This window comes from Leifsonia xyli subsp. cynodontis DSM 46306, assembly GCF_000470775.1.
Taxonomy (GTDB): domain Bacteria; phylum Actinomycetota; class Actinomycetes; order Actinomycetales; family Microbacteriaceae; genus Leifsonia; species Leifsonia cynodontis.
The window spans coordinates 2111428-2132878 of record NC_022438.1 but is presented as its reverse complement, the minus strand read 5'-3'; the positions used below and the strand labels follow the sequence as shown (position 1 = coordinate 2132878).

The window sequence follows — 21451 nt, the reverse complement described above, 5'->3', positions numbered from 1 at the left end:
CTGGTGTTCGGGAACGTGGGGGCGGGGCGGTCAGCGACCGTACTTGGGGGCGAAGGCCTTGGCCACGACGCGGCCGGCGAGGTTCAGGAGCATGACGATGAGGATCAGGGCGAGCGCGCCGGCCCAGGCCCGGTCGATCGAGTCCTGGGCGTTCAGACCGGCTGCCTGCGTGTACTGCGTGTACACGAACACCGGCAGTGTCATCATCCGGTCGTTGAACAGGTCGTAGTTCGTGCTGGTGGTGAAGCCGGCGACGATCAGCAGCGGCGCGGTCTCGCCGATGACGCGGGCAACGGCCAGCATGACGCCGGTCACCAGACCGGCGAGCGAGGTGGGCAGCACGACCTTCAGGACGGTCAGCCATTTCGGGACGCCGAGGGCGAGGGAGGCCTCGCGCAGTTCGTTCGGGACGATCCGCAGGATCTCCTCGCTCGACCGGACGACGACCGGGATCATCAGCACGGACAGGGCGACCGATCCGATGAAGCCGTTGCGGATGGCGGGGCCGAAGATCAGGGCGAAGAGCGCGTAGGCGAAGAGGCCGGCGACGATCGAGGGGATGCCGGTCATGACATCCACGAAGAAGGTGATGCCGCGCGCCAGCGTCCCCCGCCCGTACTCCACCAGGTAGATCGAGGTGAGCAGTCCGATCGGCACGGAGATGAGCGCCGCCATGAGGGTGATCAGCAGCGTGCCGACGATGGCGTGCAGCGCGCCACCGCCCGCGCCGATGACATTGCGCATCGACTCCGAGAAGAAAGCGGGGTCGAAGCGTGCGAGGCCCTGGGCGATGACTGTCCAGCCCAGCGAGATCAGCGGCAGCAGCGCGATGATGAACGCGGTGGCGACGAGCGAGGTCACCAGACGGTCCTTCGCTTTGCGCGAGCCCTCGACCAGGAGCGAGGTGGTGTAGATCGCGACATCGAACAGCACGGTCCCGAAGAAGACGGCGCCCGCGATGTTGAAGTCCTTGGTCGCGCCGCTGGCAGCCAGGATGGCGAAGACCGCGCTGAAGACGGCCCAGGAGACGGTCAGCATGGTCCAGGGCGCCCACGGAGGCAGTTTTCCGGCGGTGTAGGCGTTCGCGAGGGGCCGCGGTGCGGCGGATGCGGTGGCGGTGGCCATCAGTTCGCTCCCGAGAAGGCCTTGCGGCGGCTGACGATGTACCGGGCGAGCACGTTGATCAGGAGCGTCACGATGAACAGCACGAGACCGGAGGCGATGAGCGCGTTCACGCCGCCGCCGGTGGCCTCGGGGAATTGCAGCGCGATGTTCGCGGCGATCGTGTTCGGGCTCTGCGCTTGCAGCACGGCGAACTTCACGACCAGCGCGGGCGAGAGCACCATCGCGATCGCCAGCGTTTCGCCGAGCGCGCGGCCGAGGCCCAGCATGATCGCGGAGACGATCCCACTGCGGGCGAAGGGGAGGACGGCCATCTTGACCATCTCCCACTTGGTCGCCCCGAGCGCGAGCGCGGCTTCTTCGTGCAGGCGCGGCGTCTGCAGGAAGATCTCGCGACAGATCGCCGTCATGATCGGGAGGACCATGACAGCGAGCACGATCGCGGCCGTCAGGATGGTCCGGCCGGTGCCGGAGACCGGCGGCGCGAAGAAGGGTATCCAGCCCAGGTTGGCGCCGAGCCACAGGTAGAAGGGCTGGACGAAGGAGGCGAGCGTCGCGATGCCCCACAGACCGAAGACGACCGAGGGAACGGCGGCGAGCAGGTCGATGATGTAGCCGAGCGTCTGCGCGACACGGCGCGGCGCGTAGTGCGAGATGAAGAGCGCGATGCCGAGGGAGAGCGGCGTCGCGATGAGGAGCGCGATGAGCGCGGCCCAGATCGTGCCGAACACCAGCGGCCACACCCACGACCAGAAGGAGGTCGCGTTGTTGGGCAGCTCGCCCGCCCCGGCGAACAGCGCCGGGACGCTCTGGAGGAGGAGGAAGAGGGCCACGGCGGCGAGCATGGCGAGGATCAGCGATCCCGCGACGATGGTGCTCGTGGAGAAGACCCGGTCGCCGAGGCGGACCTTCGCCTTCGGTCTGATGACTCCTGTGATTCCGGCGGTCATTCGTGGCTTTCTCTGTGCGGGCGGTGCGCTCTTCGGGCGAGGTGGGGAACCGCTCGGCCTGAACCGTGAAACCGGCCAGGCCGAGCGGCCGGGGCGCTACTTGATGCTGGCGACGGCCTTGGAGACCTTGTCGGAGAGATCGCTCGCGAGCGGAGCCGAGCCGGCCTGCTTTGCGGCGGCCTTCTGGGCGTCGCCGGAGACCAGGTAGTCGACGTAGCCCTTCACCAGATCGGCCTTTGCGGAGTCCTTGTACTCCTGGCAGGCGATGACGTACGAGACGAGGACCAGCGGCCAGGCCCCCTTGGCGGTGTCCTTGCGGTTGATCTTGACGGCGAGGTCGTCGTTGCTGCCGCGGCCATCGGCGATCGGGGAGGCGGCGACCACAGCGGCCGCGCCATCGGCGCTGATCTTCTCGAAGCCGTCGCCGACCTTCAGCTGTGCGATGGACAGGCCGGCCGAGCCCGACTCGTCGATGTAGGTGATCGAGTTCTTGGCGTTCTTCGTGGTGTCTGCGACGCCCGAGGTGCCCTTCGCCGCGTCGCCGATCTGGAACGGGAACGTCTGCGACGCGGGAGCGGTCCACACCTCGGGCGCGTTCGCCGCGAGGTAGTCGGTGAAGTTCTGCGTGGTGCCCGAGTCGTCGGAACGGTGTACGACGGTGATCGGGGCGGACGGGAGGGAGGCGTCCGCGTTCAGCCCCTTGATCTTCGCGTCGTCCCAGGTGGTGATCTTGCCCGAGAAGATGCCCGCGATGGTGGCGGCGTCGAGCTTGAGGTCCTTCACGCCGTCGAGGTTGTACGCGATCGCGATCGGGGAGATGTAGACCGGCAGGTCGATGGTCTTGCTGCCCGCTGCGCAGCCCGCGAATGTGGACGCGAGCTCGGTGGCGTTGAGTGCGGCGTCGGAGCCGGCGAAGTCGGCTGCGCCCGCGATGAAGCTCTTGCGACCGGCGCCGGAGCCCTGCGGGTCGTAGTTGACGGTCGCCTTCGGGTTGGCCTGCTGGAAGCCGGCGATCCAGACGGTCTGGGCGGCTCCCTGGGCGGAAGAGCCGATGCCGTTGAGGGTGCCGGAGAGATTCGACGGCTTCGCCGAGGTGCTCGCCGGGGCGCTGGCTTCGTTGGCTGCGCAGGCGGTAAGGGAAAGAGCGGCCGCGGCCAGGAGGGCCACGGGAACGCCAAGTCGCTTCAGTTTCACAGTTGTCCCTTCCGGGGGATCAGTAACAACAGGACGGGGCCGGTGCGACCCTCGTGCGACGCTATGCCCGGTGTCTGACCAGCGTCCCCCGCAGCGGTAAACGGAAGGTTAACGAGGCGTGTTGTCTTGGGCGCTCATCCCACTGGCGGCGCGTAAGTCTCGATCGACACGATGCCCGAGGCCGGGTTCGTGGCCGAGAGGTGTACGACCGAGAAGCCGCCGGTGTCGAGGTCGGCTGCGTCGTTCAGATAAGCGCCCGGCATGGTGCCAGTGGCCAGCGCGATCTCGCGGAGGATCTCGGGCAGGACCGGGCCGTGGCTGCACAGAACCGCGGTCTTGCGGGCACGGATGCGCTTGCCGACGATGGCCCGGACATCCCCGCGGCCCTCTTCGTGCGCGTCCTGGCTGATGCCGTGGTCGCGGCGCGTGACGATTCCGGTCGCGGCGGCGAGCGGGGCGACCGTCGCCACGCAGCGGACCGCGTCGCTGCTGACGATGCGCTTCGGACGCCACGCACGGAGGGTGGGGACATCCCCGGCGGACTGCTTGACGCCGCGGTCGGTCAGGGGCCGGGTCGCGTCTGGGCCGTCCCAGTGGGAACGGGGCTACGCTTTGCCGTGGCGGAGCGCGATCAGCGCGAACGTGGAGGTGACTCCCTGGTGGACGAGGTCCTCGAAGGCGTCGAGGATCTCGACGTCCCGCTCGTAGGTGAGGTAGCCGCGGGCCTTCTTGAGGCTGACCCACTCGATGGCCGTGATCTCGGAGTTGGGCACGAAGCTCGACCGTTCGATCGCGCCGTCGGAGACCTCGGCAGACCAGTAGCGGACGATCTTCTCGCGGCCGGAGCGCAGCGGGTACGCGGAGACGCCGAGGGGGACGCCCAGCGCGATGGCGAGACCGGTCTCCTCGAGGATCTCGCGGACCGCGGTCTGCGGCAGCGTCTCGCCCGGATCGACCTTTCCCTTGGGGATGGTGATATCGCCGTACTTCGTGCGGTGTACGACGAGCACGACGATCCTGTCGTTCACGACGCGCCAGCAGAGGGCGCCCGCCGCAGAGATGGCGGAGCTCACCGCCTGGTTCCTGTGCGGGATCTGCGGGGCCGGTGATTGATCTGCTGCATGAGCTTATTCTGCAGATCGGTCAGCGGCTTGCCGGCGCTGTCGAGGTGATTCCGTGTCCAGACGCCGTCCTGCGCGAGTGCCCAGCTCGCCGTTCCGGGGTCGAAAGCCAGATCGAAGAGGCGATCGAGCTCGGCGATATGGGCCGGGAGTGATCGTCGATGACGGTATGAACGAACGCTGTGCCGGTGATCATGTCGCCGGTGATCCCGTGTTTCCCGGTCCGCTTCGCGGTGATGGCCTTGTTCCGCTCTCCCTGGAGACGTCCGACGTAGCGCCAGCCGCCACCGTCGGGGATGTTGCCGAGTTTCTTGATGTCGACGTGGATCATCGATCCGGGATGCTCGTGCTCGTAGCGGCGGGCGGGTTCGCCGGTGCGGACGTCGACGTGGCTGGGCCGATTGATCCGGCACCGGGAGAGGACCGTGTGAACGGTCGAGGCGGGCATGCCGAGCTGGGCGCCGATACCGACTGGTCCCAGCCGCTTCTTCCACCGCAGATGCACGACCTTGCGGACCAGTCTTCGCGGGGTCTTGTTCGGGCTGTGATGCGGCCGTGACGAACGGTCCAGCATTCCCGCCTCGCCCATCTCCACGTAACGACGAGCCCATCGGTCCGCGGTGCGTCAGGACACTCGGAAGTAGGTCGCCGCCGCAGCAACGGACCAGCCGTCGTCGACGACTTGGCGGGCCAGGCGGAGGCATTCGCGAGGAGTCAAAGCAGCATTAGCGTGGGTCACGAGGACCTCCTAAGTCATCGAGTGCAGGGAAACTAGACAGCCCCACTCTCGACCGGGAGGTCCTCACCCATCTATCGCGTCACACCTCAACCAACGTCCCTGAGCAGCACACCTAGGGCCCGCCGCTCAGAAGTGCCGGAAGCGATCCGGGGCGAGGTCCCACGGGTCCTTGCCGAGCAGTTCGGCCACGGCGCGGAAGACGCATCCCTCGATGTACATCCGGCGGTGCAGATCGTCGTTGCGGTGGAGCTTGGTCAGCCGCTGGATCGGCACCCGGTACAGAACGATGCGGCGGCGGGAGCCATCCACATGCCAGCGATCGACGCCGTCTTCGCCGGGGTTCCCGGTCGGGGTTGCCGCGACCTCGAAGCACACGCCGGCCAGCTCCTCCGGCCAGACGCCCTTGAGGTAGTCGGCGGTGGAGGCCACGGTCATATCGAAGGAGTCGATGCGGTTCGACAGCATCGGCAGATGCGGACCCGTCACCGGCCCGCGAGCGCCACGACCGTGCCGGCTTCGCCACCGGCTCGTCGCCGGGGGCGTGCTGCTGGCGTTGGCGCGGCGGTTGCGGGGCATGTCGCCATCCTACGTCGGTGCGGCGGCGGTAGTCTGGCCGGGTGTCGAGTCGGCCTTGCTCCCGCGTCGCGTGCCCGCGCGAGGCCGTTGCGACGCTCACCTACGTCTACGCGGACTCGATGGCCGTGCTCGGGCCCCTCAGCCTGTCCTCCGAGCCGCACACGTACGACCTCTGCGCCATTCACGCGGAGCGGCTCTCCGCACCGAAAGGCTGGCAGATCGTTCGGCATGAGGTTTTCGGCGAGCGGAGATGACGGACCGGTCGGCTAGGTTGGTCGGGTGAGCAAGACCGATCCTTCCCTCCTCCTGGCCCAGATCGTCGGGGCCTACGACGTCCGCGGCCTCGTCGGCCGTGCGCTGACCGAGGAGGTCGTGACCGCCATCGCGGCGGGCTTCGTCGACGAGATCGGGGCCGCCGGCGGCCCGGTCGTCGTCGGCCACGACATGCGGGACTCGTCCCCCGGTTTCGCCGCGGCCTTCGCCCGGGGCGCACAGGCCCGCGGCGCCGATGTGGTCGCGATCGGACTCTGCTCGACCGACGAATCGTATTTCGCGTCCGGCGCGCTGAATGCGCCTGCGGCGATGTTCACCGCGAGCCACAACCCGGCCGCCTACAACGGGATCAAGCTCTCCCGGGCGGGCGCCCAGGGCATCAGCCGGGACACCGGGCTGGCCGCCGTCCGCGACCGCGCTGCGGCCTATCTGGCCGGTGGGATCGAGCCGGTCGCGACCCCGGGCTCTTACCGCGAGCAGGATGTGCTGGCCGACTACGCGGCCTCTCTGCGCGAGCTGGTCGATCTCTCCGGCGTCCGGCCGATCACGGTCGTCGTGGACGCGGGCAATGGGATGGGCGGTCTGACCGTGCCCGCCGTGCTCGGCGAAGCGGCCGGTCTCCCGGCGCTCCCGATCGAGATCGTCCCGATGTACTTCGAGCTCGACGGCGCTTTCCCGAACCACGAGGCCAATCCGCTGGAGCCGGCCAACCTGGTCGATCTCCAGGCCGTCGTCGTCGAACACGGGGCCGATCTGGGCCTCGCCTTCGACGGCGATGCCGACCGCTGTTTCGTGGTGGACGAGACCGGAGCGGCCGTGACCCCCTCCGCGGTCGCGGCTATCGTCGCCCTGCGCGAGATCCAGCGGGCGCGCCGCGACGACCCGGAGGCGGAGATCACGGTCATCCACAACCTCATCACCTCGAATATCGTTCCGGAGACGATCGAAGCGGCCGGAGCGATCCCCTACCGCACGCGGGTGGGCCACTCCCTCATCAAGGACGCGATGCGCGAGACCGGCGCGGTCTTCGGCGGCGAACACTCGGCCCATTACTACTTCCGCGACTTCTGGGGCGCCGACAACGGGATGCTGGCGGCGATGCACATGCTCGCCGAATTCGGCTCGCAGGACCGACCGCTCTCCGAGCTCTCCGCCCGGTACACGCCGTATGCCCTGTCCGGGGAGATCAACTCCACCGTGGCGGACGTCCCCGCCGCCTACGCGCGCATCGTGGAGGCCTTCACCGGACGCGCGGAGTTCGACGAGCTGGACGGGCTGACCGTCACCGGGCTGACAGCCGAAGCCGATCCGTTCTGGTGGTTCTCGGTGCGGGCGTCCAACACGGAGCCGCTTCTGCGGCTCAACGTGGAGGCGGCGGACGTGGCGACGATGGCTCGTCTCCGCGATGAGGTCCTCGCGCTCATCCGGGCCTGAGGCGGCTTTCGGAGCTCTCGGTCGCAGGGTCGTTTCGTGTTTCTTCCACCCTCCGGCGCGCGTGCGAGAATGACGGCATGGCCTTTCTCCCCACCGACACCGCTCTGCCATTCAGGGTCGCCGATCTCTCTCTCGCGGAGGCGGGCCGCCACCAGATCCGCCTCGCCGAGAACGAGATGCCCGGCCTGATGGCTCTGCGTGAGGAGTTCGGTCCCTCTCAGCCGCTCGCGGGCGCGCGTATCGCCGGGTCCCTCCACATGACGGTGCAGACGGCTGTGCTCATCGAGACGCTGGTCGCTCTCGGCGCGCAGGTGCGCTGGGCGAGCTGCAACATCTTCTCCACCCAGGACGAGGCAGCGGCGGCCGTCGCGGTCGGCCCGGAGGGAACTCCGGAGGCGCCGGCCGGAGTCCCGGTGTTCGCCTGGAAGGGCGAGACGCTCGAGGACTACTGGTGGTGTGCCCAGCAGATCTTCGACTGGACGGCGGAGGCGGCCGAGGCCGGCGCCGCGTGGACGGGACCCACCCTCATCCTCGACGACGGCGGCGATGCCACTCTTCTCGTCCACAAGGGCCGCGAGTTCGAGCGCGCTGGCGCGGTTCCGGCGGACGCGCCCGGCGACAGCCAGGAGCACCGCGTCGTCCTGGCCGCGCTGCGCTCCTCCCTCGCCGCCTCGCCCGACCGCTGGACGCGGGTCGCCGCCGGTCTCCTCGGCGTCACCGAGGAGACGACGACCGGCGTCCACCGCCTGTGCGAACTGGCCAGGAACAGCGAGCTGCTGTTCCCAGCGATCAATGTCAACGACTCGGTCACCAAGAGCAAGTTCGACAACAAGTACGGCATCCGCCACTCGCTGCCGGACGGCCTCAACCGCGCGACCGACGTGCTCATCGGCGGCAAGGTCGCGTTCGTCGCCGGCTACGGGGATGTCGGCAAGGGTGCCGCAGAGGCGCTCCGGGGACAGGGCGCGCGCGTGATCGTGAGCGAGATCGACCCCATCAACGCGCTGCAGGCAGCGATGGACGGCTACCAGGTGGCACGGCTCGAATCCGTGATCGACCAGGTCGACATCCTGATCACCGGCACGGGAAACGTCGGTGTGGTGACGCTTGACCACCTCCTCGCGATGAAGCACCAGGCGGTGGTGGCGAACGTCGGCCACTTCGACAACGAGATCGACCTGGCCGCACTCGAGGCGCTCCCCGGCGCCGAGCGCATCGAGATCAAACCGCAGGTCCACGAGTGGCGGCTGCCGAACGGCCGCAGCGTTCTCGTCCTCTCCGAGGGCCTGCTCATGAACCTCGGCAACGCCACCGGCCACCCGAGCTTCGTGATGAGCACCTCCTTCGCCAACCAGGTGCTCGCCCAGCTCGAGCTCTTCGTCTCCCCGGAGAGATACCCGATCGGTGTGCATGTCCTCCCCAAACACCTCGACGAGAAGGTCGCGCGTCTCCATCTCTCCGCCCTCGGCGTCGAGCTGACCACGCTGACCGGTGAGCAGGCCGCGTACATCGGCGTCCCGGTCGAGGGTCCCTACAAGGTCGACCATTACCGCTACTGATGACCCTCGAATTCGCTGACCGTCCGCTGCCGGGCGACCTCCTCCTGCGCGTGCGCAGAGAGGACGACGCGCCCGCCCTCGCGGCCGCCCACATCCGCAACCGCGCTCACCTCGCGCCGTGGGACCCCACGCGCACGGAGGACTTCTTCACGGCGGAGGGCCAGCTCGCCCACACACGGGAACTGCTGGCCCTGCGCGACGGCGGCAGCGCCCTCCCGCTGGTCCTCGTGGACGGCGGCGACATCGCCGGCGGCATCGATCTCAGCAGCCTCGTCCGCGCAGCCTTTCAGAGCGCGACGGTCGGCTACTGGCTCGACCGCGCCCACACCGGCCGCGGCCCAGCTCTCCGAAGCGCTCGCCGCCGTGATCGCAGCGGCGCGGGACGAGTACGGTCTGCACCGCCTCCAAGCGTCCACTCTGCTGGCGAACCACGCCTCCCAGTCGGTGCTCACGCGGGCCGGCTTCGAGCGCATCGGCGTCGCCCCGGCATATCTGAAGATCGCGGGGCGCTGGCAGGATCATGTGCTGTTCCAGCGGCTCCTGCACAGCTGAGGCGCTCACCTGCCCCGCTCGACGTGGCGCTGCACCCGGTCGCTCCCGCTCCGCCGGTCCGGGAAGCTGTGCGGCAGGCCGGACAGCACCGGGGCGAGGGCGGCGATCCGCTGGCTCTCACCGGAGAGGGCCGCGGCCTCCCGATTCCGCCGCAGCGACGCGACCGCGACGAGAAAGGTCTCCGCGTCGACCGGAGGCAACGGCGACACGAACACCGACGCTTCGCGGGCGAGTTCGGTGCTGAGCCCGAGGCGTGCGGCCGGGGTCAGCTGGGGCGCCTGCCGAAGGAACTGCGCGATGCGCCAGGAGAGCCGATCCGGCAGCCGCCCCACATCCGCTGTCTGCGCCCAGAGCGTCAGCTGAGGCGCCAGCGGGAGCAGGAGCGGGTGCGGCCGGGGAATTCGCTCCAGCTGGCTATGGGTGCCCGCGAGCAGATCGCCGAGGCGCTGGGAGCGCGGGTTCAGGAGGCCGGTCAGCGCCGCGATGCCGCCGACGGTCAGAAAGATCTCCAGCACGCCGACGAGAGCCCGGACGAACGCGTGCCGGAACCCGATCGCGCCGCCGTCGTCGCGCATAATGCGCGCGCCCACTGCCAGTCTGCCCAGGGATTTGCCGCGAGTGAGCAGTTCGACGCCCATCGGCAGCACCACCATCCCGAACACCAGGATCAGCACCACCAGCGCCTGGACGGCCGCGCGGTCGAGCCAGCCTCCGGTTCTGGCGAGCATCACGAGGAGGGACAGCGCCGCGTCAATGATCGTTCCCGCCGCACGCAGGATGTACCCGGCCGGCCGCACGTCCAGCGTCACGGCCTCGCCGGTCACCAGGGCCCGTCCGGTCACCGGTTCGGCCGCGCCCTGCGGCGGCCCCTCCACCGCTGCCGTCATGGCTATCATTCAATCAGATGGATCTCGACGCATACACGGCCGCGCGCAGCGCCGACTGGGACCGGCTCGCCGAGCTGGCGAAGCGGCGACGACTCGACGGCGCGGACGCCGACGAACTCATCGACCTGTACCAGTCGGCGGCGGCCGATCTGTCGGCGATCCAGACGAGCGCCGGGTCCACGACGGTCGGCGACCGTCTCTCGCTGACGCTGGCGACGGCCCGGCTGCGGTTCACGGGCGCGGGGGCGAATGTGCTCTCCCAGATTCCGCGATTCTTCGTCCTGCGGCTTCCGGCCGCGCTCTACCGCATCCGCTGGGTCGTGCTCGCCGTCGCCCTCGCGACGATCGTCGTCGCCACACTCTACGCGGTGTGGGTCGCCGGTGACCCGCAGGTGCTGCGGAACCTCGGCAGCGACGCCGATCTTCAGCAGTACGCGGATCGCTCGTTCGTCGGCTACTACTCGGACAACCCCGCCGCGTCCTTCGCCGGCCAGGTCTGGACGAACAACGCGTGGATCGCGGCCCAGTGCATCGCGTTCGGGATCACCGGTCTCTGGGTGCCGTACGTCCTGATCCAGAACGCGGTCGGGGTGGGGACCGCGGCCGGGGTGATGTTCGCCTACGGCCAGGGCGACGTCATCTTCGCCTACATCCTGCCCCACGGCCTGCTGGAGCTGACGAGCGTGTTCGTCGCCGCGGCGGCCGGTTTGCGGATCTTCTGGGCGTGGATCGCGCCCGGCGCCCGCACCCGCGGGCAGGCGCTCGCCGAGGACGGCCGCGCGCTGTTCACGGTCGCGGTCGGCTGCGCGCTGAGCCTGTTCCTGTCTGGCCTCATCGAGGGCTTCGTCACACCGTCGGCGCTGCCGGTCTGGGCGAAGATCGCGATCGGTGCGCTGGCCTTCGCGGCTTTCCTCTTCTACCTGCTGGTCGTGGGCCGTCGCGCGGTGCGCGCGGGGGAGACCGGCGATCTCGCCGAGGACGAGGCGGGAGCCCGCCGGGTCGTCGCCGCCTGAACTCGGCTTGCCCCTCCCTCCGTCCGCCCCTCTTTCAGCCGTCCCCGTCCCCGTCGGAAGCGGAGGAGATCCGGCCCCTGCCACCCGTTTTCTCCTCCGTTTCCTGCGTTCCGCCCGTTCCCGGCTGCGATCTCCTCCTTTTCCGACGGGTGGTGGAAAAGGGAGGAGATTCGGGGGTGTGAGGGGGTGGAACGCAGGAAATGGAGGAGATTTGCGGGGATGTCGGGGGAAACTCCTCCGTTCGCCACGGCTGTCGGCTCCTAGAGTCTGCGGCGGTCGGGGCGGGCGGGGGCAGGGCGGGTGAGGAGCAGGCCGGGGGGAGAACAGCTACAGGCGCCCGGCGGCCTTCAGTGCGAGATAGCGGTCGGCCAGAGCCGGCGGCAGGTCCGCGGGTGAGCCGGTCACGACATCCCCGCCGAGGCGCCGCACGGCCGCGGAGACGCGGCTCACGTCCAGCAGCGCCCGCTCAGCCGCGGCGGCGTGGTACACCCGTTCGCGGTCCTCGCGCTGGTGCGCCGCCACGGCAGTGTCGGGATCGGTCACGCTGGCGACCACGACCAGGTGCTTGCGCGTGAGCTGCGGCAGCACCGACAGCAGCCTCCGGGAGGCGCCGGGCGCCTCGATCGACGTCAGCAGGACGACGAGTGAGCGCTGGCCGGTCAGCGCGGAGATCTGTCCCGGGACCGCCGGCCAATCGAGTTCGATGAGGGCCGGTTCGATCGTCGCCATCGCATCCACCATCCGCGAGAGCAGCTCGGGACCGCTCGCGCCCTGGACGCGCCCGCGGGCCACCCGGTCGAAGGCGAGCATATCCACACTGTCGCCGGCGCGGCTCGCGAGGGCGGCGAGCAGGAGGGCGGCCTCGAACGCCGTGTCGATGCGCGGCTCGTCCGCGATGCGGGCGGCAGAGGTGCGGGCGGTGTCGATCAGGATGACGACACGGCGGTCGCGTTCGGGCCGCCAGGTGCGCACCATGACACGGGCGCCTCTCCCGCCGGCCGGATCGTGGCAGCGTGCGGTGGCCCGCCAGTCGATCGAGCGCACATCGTCGCCGCGGACGTATTCGCGCAGGGAGTCGAACTCGGTTCCCTGACCGCGGAGCTGGACGCTCGTCATCCCGTCCAGTTCGCGCAGCCGCGCCAGCCGGGAGGGAAGGTGCTTCCGCGCTGTGAACGGCGGCAGCACCCGGATGCGGCCCGGCGCGGCCAGCGTCGCCTGCCGAGCCCAGAGCCGCAGCGGCCCCCAGGAGCGCACGGTCACCTGCGACACCCGCCGCTCGCCGCGACGCCACGGCCGCAGGCCGATCGGGACGCGCTGGCGCTCGCCCGCGCGGATGCTGAGGTTCGCGCGGGCGGTTCCGGCGCCCGCCGACGGCTCCCATCCGTCCCGGAGCGTGCCGCGCACTGTCCTGCCACCCGTGTTGGGCAGCACACCTAGATCGGGACCTGGACCTGCTGGATGATCGCCCGGAGGATCGCGTCGGGGCCGACGCCCTCGAGCTCGGCTTCCGGGCGCAGCTGCAGACGGTGCCGCCACACGGACACGAGCATCGCCTGGACGTGGTCCGGGGTGATCGAGCCGTAGCCGGAGAGCCAGGCCCAGGCTTTGGCCGCCGCGAGCAGAGCCGTCGTTCCGCGGGGGCTGACGCCGAGCTTCGCCGAGGGGCTCTGGCGCGTGGCGCGCGCCAGATCGACGATGTAGGCCAGCATATCGGCGTTCGCGCCGACGGAGGCGGCGGACGCCCGTGCCGCGGCGAGCTGTTCGGCGGTCAGCGCCGGAGTCACCCCGGCGCCGGCCAGATCGCGCGGAGCGAACCCGGCCGCGTGGCGGCGCAGCACCTCGACCTCCGCGTCCCGCTCGGGGACATCGAGCGTCAGCTTCAGCAGGAAGCGGTCGAGCTGCGCCTCGGGGAGGGTGTAAGTGCCCTCGTACTCGACCGGGTTCTGTGTGGCCGCGACGATGAAGGGATCGGGGAGCGGGCGGCTCACACCGTCGACGCTCACCTGGCGCTCCTCCATCGCCTCCAGCAGGGCCGACTGCGTCTTCGGGGGCGTCCGGTTGATCTCGTCGGCCAGCAGGATGTTTGTGAAGACAGGCCCTTCGCGGAACACGAAGCTGCCGGTCTGAGCGTCGTACACGAGCGATCCCGTGACATCGCCCGGCATCAGGTCGGGCGTGAACTGAACGCGTTTCGTGTCGAGACTCAGCGCCTGGCTGAGCGAGCGCACCAGCAGCGTCTTGGCGACCCCGGGCACGCCTTCCAGCAGAACGTGGCCGTGGGCGAGCAGAGCGATGATCAGTCCGGTGACGGCGCCCTCCTGGCCGACGACGGCCTTGCCGACCTCGTGGCGGACCGTTGCGAGGGCCTGGCGCAGGCTCGCGGCGTCCCCGGGCGGCGCGGGGCGGTTTCCGGTGCTCAGATCGGTCATTGTTCCATTCTTCCTGTCGGTCCCGCCTGGCCGGGCGTGACGGCGGCGGCGGTGGCTCGTTCGAGCTTCGCGAGGGCGTCCGAGAGGGCGAGCAGCTGCGCGTCCGTCGTCGGGATGTCGTCGAGGAGGAGGGCGCGGACGCCGGAGCGCTCCCTGCCCGTGACGGCGGCGACGGCATCCGCGATCTCCCCGGCCGTACACGTCCGGGAGAATCCGACAGCGCGTGCCAGCCGGCCGATCGCGCCGATCCGCAGCGCGTCCGCCGCGCGGAGCCGGGCAGAGGAGCGCTGGTACAGCCGGGCGCGCCCCTCTCGCGTCTCGCCCGCGCGGACGATGATCGGCAGGCTCTCGACCATGAGCGGGCCGAACCTCCGTCCGCGCCAGATCGCGGCGGCGAACACAGCGAGCAGCAGGAGCACGACCGGGGTCACCCAGCCGGGCGTCAGCTCCGCGAGGTCTGGCGGACCGGCGGGCGGGCGGTCGGCGATCCCGGGCAGGTACCACACCAGGGTGCGGTGGCCGCCGAGCAGATTCAGCGCGAGGGCGGCGTTGCCCTCGCGCTCGACGCCGTCGTTCATGAGGATCGCCGCCGACCCGAGCAGAGAGACCGTGCGGCCCTCGACGCGCGTCTGGACGAGTAGAGGCTCCGCCGTCGCGGACGAAGCAGCGCTGGACGTCCGTGTTCGCGCTGAATGTCCCCGGGACAGAGGCGTCCTTCGTGTTCCCGGTCGCGCGCGGGTCGATCCGCCCGGCGTTCCGGGCGGCCGGGACCGGGCAGCCGGCGGAGACCGGGCCGGTGGGCTCGCCCGCGGCGTGTACCCCGGGTGCGAGCGTCCGGAGCGCCTCGAAGCCGGGTTCGACCACCACGATCGTCTCCGCCAGGGAGCTCAGTTCGGCATAGGCGTCGCCGGTCAGGGAGCCGCGGGAGTCGAAGACGAGAACGGTGCTGTCAGCGTCAGCGGCCTCCCGGACCTCCTCGAGCGTTCCGGCGGCGCGCACCGTGACTCCCTGCCGCTGGAGGACGGTGGACACGGCCTTGGCCCCCGTCGGTCCCGCGTTGGTGGAGCGCAGCACGCCCCCGAAGGTGTCCCGGGAGCCGGCGAACAGGGCTCCGAGCAGCACGATGAGCGCGACGAGCCCGCCGAGGAGGAGCCAGGGGAGCGAGCGGCGGAGAGTGCGCCGGACGGTCGGGGTCGCCACCGGGGCGGCAACCGGGGCCGGAGCCGGAAGCCGTGTCACGTCAGAACCGCCGGCGGCGCGGCGCGGCGCGTCTGGAGCCGCTGATCCAGCGCGACGAGCAGCTGGTAACGGGACTCGGTGCCCGGCCGGTCGAGGTAGCGGACGTCGTCGAACGCGCGCGACGCTTCGCGCAACGTTTCCGCTTCCTCCGGCACGGCGGCGGCGGCCCGGGCGGCGAACTCCGTCGCGGTCGTCCCGGGGGAGAGAGACACCAGTGTGCGCTCATCCAGCCCGACCGCCAGAGCGCGGAACTGCTCCTCGATGGCGAGCGCCCAGTCGCCCGCGCGGGCGGCCGCCGCGGCGGCGCTCCGCAGCTCCTGAGCGGTGCGCGCGTCGACGCCGCCGAGCACCGCGCGCCGGGAGGCCGCCGCCTGCCGGTTCACGCGCGGGCGGCCGAAGACGAAGAACGCCGCGACGACGATCCCGGCCACGATCAGCACGATGACGGCCAAGAGGACGGGCCCGGCGTCTCCGCCCGACCCCTGGAACAGCGCGGCCAGCCCGTCGCCGACCGCTTTCCACACCAGATCGAACCACGTCGGTTTGGCGGCCTGGTACTCCGGTTTGACGAGCTCCTGGCGGATCCAGTCGTGAGCGTCCGGCGAACTCGGATCCACCGGGATGTCCACGCGCACGGTCTCAGACGCCCGGCCAGGGAGCGGCCGGCGGCGCGGGGGAGGCCGGCGCGGGCCGTGTGTACGGGTCGGGGACAGCTTGCCCCGCCTGTCGCGCCTCGACGAACCGGATCAGGTGCAGGTCGAGGCCCTCTTTGCGCATCCGGAGGTCGATGTAGAGCAGGGCGACCGCTGCGGTCTGCGCGACGCTGCCGATCGCCCCGATGACGGCGCCGACGATGCTCGCCAGGATGTTCGTGCCGAGCTGCGCCGCGAGGAACGGGGCGAACGCCGACTGATCCTGGCCGCTCAGCGATGTCGGCGCGACGATCCCGCCCGCCATCATCCCTATCAGTGAGAACGGTGTGGCGATGATCTGCGTCACGGCCCCGATAATCACCGCGATGAGCACGATGACACCGAGAGTCCGCCAGAAATACCCGGTCGTGAGCTCCCACGAGCGCAACATCGCGGCGCCGATCGGCAACCGCTCGATCACGATCGCGCTCGGCACGATGGCGAGCTTCGTGTTGATCCAGATCGCGGCGGCGATCAGGCCGACGCCCCCGGCGAGCCCCGCCAGGAGCGCCCCGATGATCCCGGCCGGACCGCCGAGCGAGGCCAGCACGACCACGATCACGATCACGAGAGCGAGGGCGAGGAGCCAGGCCAGCGCGAACAGGAACGCCCAGCCGACGAGCGCGGCCATCCGCCCGCGGACCATCCGCCACAGCGAGCCGAAGGTCAGCTTCTCGCCGAGCGTCTCCCGCGAGACCTCCGCGACGACGATGCCTTGCAGCAGCGCGCTGAAGACGGTGGAGACGACGATCGAGAGCACCCCGAGCAGAATCGATCCGCCGATGGCCCCGGCCGTGATCGCGCTCTGGTCCTGGACGTCCGCGCTCGTCACGCGCGTGAGCAGGAGGAAGGCGATTGCGCTCGTGAGGACGGCGACGAAGACGGACGGCAGCCCTTGCATTATGAGCGCGGCGCCGACCGTGATCTTCGGATTCTGCCGCAGCACCTGGAACGGCGCGCCGAGCAGCGTGCCGAACCCGAGCGGCCGCAGCGGGACCAGTCCCGGCTTCGGCGGTGGCGCCCAGTCGGGTTGCTGGCCGTAGCCGGTGAGGGGCTGCTGCTGCCAGGCAGGGGGCTGCTGCTGCCAGGCGGTTTGCCCATGCTGCCAGGCGGGGGGCTGCTGAGCGTAGCCGGGGTTTGCCGGACCGGAGCCAGGACCTTGGCCGGCGGCGTTGCGGCCTCTGTGCCCGTCCGCGCTCTCCCCGCCTGCGCCGTCGGCTCCCTGAGGGGCGTCCGGTGTCCGCCAGGTCTGGTCGTCGCTCACACAGCCCCTCTCATCCCCCGGTTGTCACTTGCTTCCATGCTGGCACATCTGAGGCGACCGCGTTGTCCCCTCCCCCCGGGGGTGCGCCGAGCCGCTTCCGGGACGCAGGCAGCCACCTCGACTACGCTTGTCACGTTGCTGTGCGGCTCGCGCCGCCGAGAGGGGCTCAGAGAGATTACAGACCAATGACTAGTCGCATCCTGGTGGTCGACGACGACACCGCCCTGGCCGAGATGATCGGCATCGTGCTGCGCACCGAGGGATTCGACCCGGTGTTCTGCGAGGACGGCTCGGAGGCGGTCGGGGTCTTCCGGGAGTCCAAGCCCGACCTCGTGCTGCTCGACCTCATGCTCCCCGGCCTCGACGGGATCGAAGTGTGCAGCAGCATCCGAGCGGAATCGGGGACCCCGATCATCATGCTCACGGCCAAATCGGACACAGCCGATGTCGTCAAAGGCCTCGAGTCCGGCGCCGACGATTACATGGTCAAGCCGTTCAACCCCAAGGAGCTCGTCGCCCGCGTTCGCACCCGCCTGCGTCCCGCTCCCGTCGCCCCGCCGGCCGAGCAACTGCGCATCGGCGATCTGCTGGTGGATGTCGCCGGCCACGAGGTGCGCCGAGGCGACGCCCGCATCGCGCTCACACCGCTGGAGTTCGACCTCCTGCTCGCCCTCGCGGCCAAGCCGCAGCAGGTCTTCACCCGGGAGATGCTGCTCGAACAGGTCTGGGGGTACCACTACAAGGCCGACACCCGCCTGGTCAACGTCCACGTCCAGCGCCTGCGCGCCAAGGTGGAGCAAGACCCGGACAACCCGAAGATCGTCATGACCGTGCGCGGGGTCGGCTACCGCGCCGGTATGGCGACGTAGCGCCGGACGGCTTCGCATGCGCTTCCGGTGGCCGGACAGGGAAGGGTGGCGGCAGGCGCCGCTGCGTTTGGCGAGTCTGTGGCGGCGGTCGCTGCAGGTCCGGACGGTGGCGATCACGCTGCTGTTCACCGGGGTCGCCATCCTCGTCACCGGGGTCTACATGGTGCTCAGCATCAGCAACGACCTGTACCAGTCCCGGCTCTCGGAGGCCCTTCGCGACTCCAGCCGGGCGACGACGGCAGCCCAGGCCACCCTCAACGCCTCGGATGTGTCGGCGGGCGACAGCGGCAAGAACCTGCTCACCACCGCGCTCCAGTCGGTGCAGGGCTCGACCTCCAGCCGGCTCGTCGCCGCCTACCGGGTGCCGGGGCAGGACACCAGCATCCTCGCGCCGCCCGACCGCGGCAGCCCGGCGCTGAACCCGGTCATCTCCGCCCCGCTCCGGACCCTGGTGCAGAATGGAGGGACGAAGCAGTTCTACCAGTCCGTCGCGCTGTCGGCCGGGAGCGGTTCGACCGACCCCGGCATCGTCGTGGGGACCCAGCTGACGCTGCCCTCCTACGGCCACTACGAGCTCTACATCGGCTACAACCTGCGCGACTCCGAGACGACCTTGATGTTCGTCCAGAACACGCTGCTGCTCGCGGGCCTCGTGCTGATCGTGCTGATCGGCGGGATCGCCTGGGTGGTCGTCCGTTTCGTGGTGGAGCCCATCCGGGTCGCAGCCCACACCAGCGAGCGGCTGGCGGCCGGGGATCTCGCCGTCCGCATCCCGGAGCGAGGCGAGGACGTCCTCGCCTCGCTCGCCCGCTCCTTCAACGGGATGGCCGACAGCCTCCAGAACCAGATCAACCAGCTCGCGACCCTGTCGCAGTTGCAGCAGCGCTTCGTCTCGGATGTGTCGCATGAGCTGCGCACGCCGCTGACGACGATCCGCCTCGCCGGCGATGTCCTCTACGACCAGCGCGACACGTTCCCGCCGGCCACCGAGCGGACCGCCGAGCTGCTGCACACCCAGATCGAGCGTTTCGACCGCCTCCTCTCCGACCTCCTCGAGATCAGCCGCTACGACGCCGGTTCCGTCGCGCTCGACCTCGAGCCGACCAATCTGGTCCGGCTGGCCGGGGAGGTCATGGACGAACTGCGCACCCTGTCCGGGCAGAACGGCTCCGTGCTCCGCCTGGATGCGCCCGGTGGGCATTTCGACGTCGGGATGGACCCGCGCCGTATCCGCCGCGTCGTTCGCAACCTCCTCGGCAATGCGATCGAGCACGGCGAGGGCAAACCCGTCGTCGTCACCGTCGACAGCAACGAGACGGCCGTCGCCCTGACTGTCCGCGACGATGGGATCGGGATGAACCAGCAGGATGTCGCCCATGTCTTCGACCGCTTCTGGCGGGCTGACCCGTCTCGCAAACGCACGATCGGGGGCACCGGTCTCGGGCTCGCCATCTCCCTCGAGGATGCGACGCTGCACTCCGGATGGCTCCAGGTGTGGTCGGCCCCGGGGGAGGGCTCCTGCTTCCGGCTGACTCTGCCGCGGGTCCCCGGCACAGAGATCACCGACTCGCCGCTCCCGCTGCCGCCGATCGACGCGGGCTCCACCGCGGGGGCTTCGCGCCGCCGTGCGGCCCCGGAGGGACCGCGTCCCGAGACGCGTCCCCTCCCCGAGAGCGGAGCACGCGCGTGACCCTCCGGAGCGGCCCCGCGGCCGCGCGCCGTCGGGCGGTCGCCGCCGCTCTCGCGGCTGCCCTCGTCGTCCTGCTCGCCGCCTGCGCCAGCATCCCGGATTCTGGTCCTGTGCGTCAGGGCGGCCCGATCGCGCAGGTCAACGATCAGCTCGACCTCGACTTCAACCCCTCCCCGCCCGAGAAGGGCGCCTCGCCACAGCGCATCGTCCAGGGCTTCATCGACGCCGCGTCCAGCCCCAAGAACAACTTCCAGATCGCCCGGGAGTACCTCACACGGCCGATGGGCGCCGCCTGGAACCCGGATGAGTCCGTCACTGTGGACGACGGACGCAACCGCATCTACGACCACGACGGCAACCAGTGGAGTGTGGATGTCAGCCCGGTCGCGAACGTCGACAGCACCGGGGTCTACCATCCGGTGCTGAGCAAAGCGCCGGTCGGGCTGAGCTACGAACTGGTGAGACAAGACGGGGAGTGGCGGATCTCGGTCGCGCCGAACGGCGTCGTCGTCGACGACCCGACGTTCCGCGCCGTCTACTCGCAGCAGACGCTCTACTTCTACAGCCCCGGTTTCGCCTACCTTGTGCCGGACGCACGCTGGTTCCCGGCCCGGGTCGCCGCCGCAGCCACGAGGGTGGCGAGCGCGGTGCTCGCCGGCCCGGCCAAGTGGCTGAACGGGGCCGTCGTCTCCGCGTTCCCGCAGGGCGCCCAGCTCGCTGTGCCCTCCGTCACGACGAACGGGGGAGTCGCGCGCGTCGACCTCAGCTCCGAGGCGGCGCAGGCCGACCAGGCGCAACTCCAGCGGATGCAGGTGCAGCTGGAGCAGAGCCTCGCCAGCCTGGCGCGCTCGGTGGAACTGTCGATCGAGGGCAATGTCCAGCAGATCCCGCCGCTCAACGATGCCGCCGCATCCCTGCAGGACCCTCCCGTCGATTCGCACCCGATCGTCTCCCGCGGCGATGCCTTCGGCCTGCTGAACGGCTCGACGGTGACCGCGCTGAGCGGGCTGAGCGACAGGGTCGTCGCGTTGCAGCCCACCGCCGTGACCGTCAACGCCGCACGCGATCAGGCTGCCGTCCTCTCCAAAGCGGGCGCCTTCCTCGTGCGCCGGAGCGGCGAACCGGTCAGGGTGGACGCCCGTCCCGGCATCATCGCGCCCGCCTTCGACAACGACGGCTGGGTGTGGACCGTCCCGGCGGACTCGCCGGCTGGGCTCCAGGCGACCGGGTCCACCGGCGAGGTCCACCTCGTGAAGGCCGACTGGCCCAGCGCTACCGGGATCGTCTCGCTCGCTGTGTCGAGGGACGGGACGCGCGTCGTCGCCGTCCTCCGGACGGCCTCGGGGTATTCGCTCGTCGTCGCCGGTGTGCTCCGCGGCTCCGCAGGGGTCCCCACCGAACTGACCGCGCCGATCGAACTCGCCGTCGGCGAAGGCGTGCCGGTCTCGGTCGCCTGGACCTCCGATCTCGCCGTCGCCGTGCTGAGCGTCACCAACGGCAACGCCACGGGCATCTCGGAGCAGACCATCGGCGGCACGACGACGATCACCGCCGGCCCGGCCCTCGGGGGCGTCATCGTGGGTGCGGGCGGGCTGTCCCGCTACCTGGTTCTCGCGACCGACGGGACCCTGCAGGCGCCGTCCGGGACCGGATGGCAGACGCAGGCGGACAGAGTCGGCGCGGTCGCGGTGCAGCTCGGGCAGCCCTGACCTTTTGCGTGGCGCTGGCTCTTTCGCGTCGTTCGCACCTCGTCGGGCGCCCTGATCGTTTCGGCCGGCCCCGGCCCTTGGACTTCTGCACAGGGAGGCCGGCGCGATGGGTTCTCCACAGATTTCCCCGGAGCAGACG

19 protein-coding genes and 3 pseudogenes are annotated in these 21451 nt (G+C 70.3%); 8 read left to right on the top strand and 14 right to left on the bottom strand.

Features of this window, described 5'->3' with window-relative positions; genetic code table 11:
- Nucleotides 1–30: 30 nt before the first annotated feature.
- The 6 genes and pseudogenes from pstA to O159_RS10150 form a co-directional block, all read right to left on the bottom strand.
- Nucleotides 31–1125 (bottom strand): phosphate ABC transporter permease PstA, encoded by a 1095-nt coding sequence (gene pstA / locus O159_RS10175; protein ID WP_021755732.1) that lies wholly within the window; start codon nucleotides 1123–1125, stop codon nucleotides 31–33.
- Nucleotides 1125–2072, bottom strand: a complete 948-nt coding sequence (pstC, locus tag O159_RS10170; RefSeq protein ID WP_021755731.1) for a phosphate ABC transporter permease subunit PstC — start codon at nucleotides 2070–2072, stop codon at nucleotides 1125–1127. Before pstC ends, pstA begins: the two co-directional genes overlap by 1 nt.
- Before the next feature lie 96 nt (nucleotides 2073–2168).
- On the bottom strand, nucleotides 2169–3266 hold the full coding sequence (gene pstS / locus O159_RS10165) for a phosphate ABC transporter substrate-binding protein PstS (protein WP_043993692.1): 1098 nt from the start codon (nucleotides 3264–3266) through the stop codon (nucleotides 2169–2171).
- 134 nt (nucleotides 3267–3400) lie between these two features.
- Nucleotides 3401–4339, bottom strand: a pseudogene (locus O159_RS10160) (NUDIX hydrolase).
- A 193-nt stretch (nucleotides 4340–4532) separates the two neighbouring features.
- Nucleotides 4533–5126, bottom strand: a pseudogene (locus O159_RS10155) (helix-turn-helix domain-containing protein); the annotation flags it as partial.
- Nucleotides 5127–5252: 126 nt separating this feature from the next.
- Nucleotides 5253–5702, bottom strand: a complete 450-nt coding sequence (locus tag O159_RS10150) for a metallopeptidase family protein (protein WP_021755726.1) — start codon at nucleotides 5700–5702, stop codon at nucleotides 5253–5255.
- A gap of 41 nt (nucleotides 5703–5743) precedes the next feature.
- On the opposite strand from O159_RS10150, the gene O159_RS14160 reads away from it, so the two are divergent.
- From O159_RS14160 to ahcY, 3 genes are all read left to right on the top strand, one after another.
- Nucleotides 5744–5956, top strand: coding sequence for a DUF3499 family protein (locus O159_RS14160; RefSeq protein WP_021755724.1), 213 nt, complete (start codon nucleotides 5744–5746; stop codon nucleotides 5954–5956).
- Between the two features lie 25 nt (nucleotides 5957–5981).
- A complete protein-coding gene (locus O159_RS10145; RefSeq protein ID WP_021755722.1) occupies nucleotides 5982–7409 on the top strand; it encodes a phosphomannomutase/phosphoglucomutase in 1428 nt (475 codons plus the stop codon).
- A gap of 77 nt (nucleotides 7410–7486) precedes the next feature.
- Nucleotides 7487–8968 (top strand): adenosylhomocysteinase, encoded by a 1482-nt coding sequence (ahcY, locus tag O159_RS10140; RefSeq protein WP_021755721.1) that lies wholly within the window; start codon nucleotides 7487–7489, stop codon nucleotides 8966–8968.
- Here the strand turns inward: ahcY and O159_RS16615 are convergent.
- Nucleotides 8962–9420: a hypothetical protein gene (locus tag O159_RS16615; protein ID WP_330216820.1), complete on the bottom strand. Its 459-nt coding sequence runs from the start codon at nucleotides 9418–9420 to the stop codon at nucleotides 8962–8964. The genes ahcY and O159_RS16615 overlap by 7 nt on opposite strands.
- On the opposite strand from O159_RS16615, the gene O159_RS16890 reads away from it, so the two are divergent.
- The gene (locus O159_RS16890) at nucleotides 9332–9520 is read left to right on the top strand and encodes a GNAT family N-acetyltransferase (protein WP_021755719.1); all 189 of its coding nucleotides are present in this window, start codon (nucleotides 9332–9334) and stop codon (nucleotides 9518–9520) included. The genes O159_RS16615 and O159_RS16890 overlap by 89 nt on opposite strands.
- A 5-nt stretch (nucleotides 9521–9525) precedes the next feature.
- On the opposite strand, the gene O159_RS10130 is transcribed toward O159_RS16890, so the two are convergent.
- Nucleotides 9526–10407, bottom strand: a complete 882-nt coding sequence (locus tag O159_RS10130; RefSeq protein WP_021755718.1) for an RDD family protein — start codon at nucleotides 10405–10407, stop codon at nucleotides 9526–9528.
- Between the two features lie 17 nt (nucleotides 10408–10424).
- Here O159_RS10130 and O159_RS10125 point away from each other — a divergent pair, with 17 nt between their 5' ends.
- The gene (locus O159_RS10125) at nucleotides 10425–11420 is read left to right on the top strand and encodes a stage II sporulation protein M (protein ID WP_021755717.1); all 996 of its coding nucleotides are present in this window, start codon (nucleotides 10425–10427) and stop codon (nucleotides 11418–11420) included.
- 327 nt (nucleotides 11421–11747) lie between these two features.
- Here O159_RS10125 and O159_RS10120 read toward each other — a convergent pair whose 3' ends face one another.
- The 6 genes and pseudogenes from O159_RS10120 to O159_RS10100 form a co-directional block, all read right to left on the bottom strand.
- Nucleotides 11748–12851 carry a DUF58 domain-containing protein gene (locus O159_RS10120; RefSeq protein WP_236609470.1) on the bottom strand — a complete coding sequence of 368 codons (1104 nt, stop codon included), beginning with the start codon at nucleotides 12849–12851 and terminating at the stop codon, nucleotides 11748–11750.
- 2 nt (nucleotides 12852–12853) lie between these two features.
- A complete protein-coding gene (locus tag O159_RS10115) occupies nucleotides 12854–13849 on the bottom strand; it encodes an AAA family ATPase (RefSeq protein ID WP_021755715.1) in 996 nt (331 codons plus the stop codon).
- Nucleotides 13846–14427, bottom strand: coding sequence for a hypothetical protein (locus O159_RS15920; RefSeq protein WP_021755714.1), 582 nt, complete (start codon nucleotides 14425–14427; stop codon nucleotides 13846–13848). Before O159_RS15920 ends, O159_RS10115 begins: the two co-directional genes overlap by 4 nt.
- A gap of 121 nt (nucleotides 14428–14548) precedes the next feature.
- Nucleotides 14549–14881: pseudogene (locus O159_RS16610) on the bottom strand (DUF4350 domain-containing protein); the annotation flags it as partial.
- Between the two features lie 203 nt (nucleotides 14882–15084).
- Nucleotides 15085–15717 carry a DUF4129 domain-containing protein gene (locus O159_RS10105; RefSeq protein ID WP_236609468.1) on the bottom strand — a complete coding sequence of 211 codons (633 nt, stop codon included), beginning with the start codon at nucleotides 15715–15717 and terminating at the stop codon, nucleotides 15085–15087.
- A 10-nt stretch (nucleotides 15718–15727) separates the two neighbouring features.
- Complete coding sequence (locus O159_RS10100) at nucleotides 15728–17044, bottom strand: hypothetical protein (RefSeq protein ID WP_021755711.1); 1317 nt, start codon at nucleotides 17042–17044, stop codon at nucleotides 15728–15730.
- Nucleotides 17045–17229: 185 nt separating this feature from the next.
- Here O159_RS10100 and mtrA point away from each other — a divergent pair, with 185 nt between their 5' ends.
- From mtrA to lpqB, 3 genes are read left to right on the top strand one after another with little or no spacing between them, the layout of a single operon-like run.
- Nucleotides 17230–17913, top strand: a complete 684-nt coding sequence (gene mtrA / locus O159_RS10095; RefSeq protein ID WP_043993689.1) for an MtrAB system response regulator MtrA — start codon at nucleotides 17230–17232, stop codon at nucleotides 17911–17913.
- 16 nt (nucleotides 17914–17929) lie between these two features.
- The gene (gene mtrB, locus O159_RS10090) at nucleotides 17930–19603 is read left to right on the top strand and encodes an MtrAB system histidine kinase MtrB (RefSeq protein WP_043993687.1); all 1674 of its coding nucleotides are present in this window, start codon (nucleotides 17930–17932) and stop codon (nucleotides 19601–19603) included.
- The gene (gene lpqB / locus O159_RS10085) at nucleotides 19600–21312 is read left to right on the top strand and encodes a lipoprotein LpqB (RefSeq protein ID WP_021755708.1); all 1713 of its coding nucleotides are present in this window, start codon (nucleotides 19600–19602) and stop codon (nucleotides 21310–21312) included. The genes mtrB and lpqB overlap by 4 nt, the downstream gene beginning before the upstream one ends.
- Nucleotides 21313–21451 lie beyond the last annotated feature (139 nt).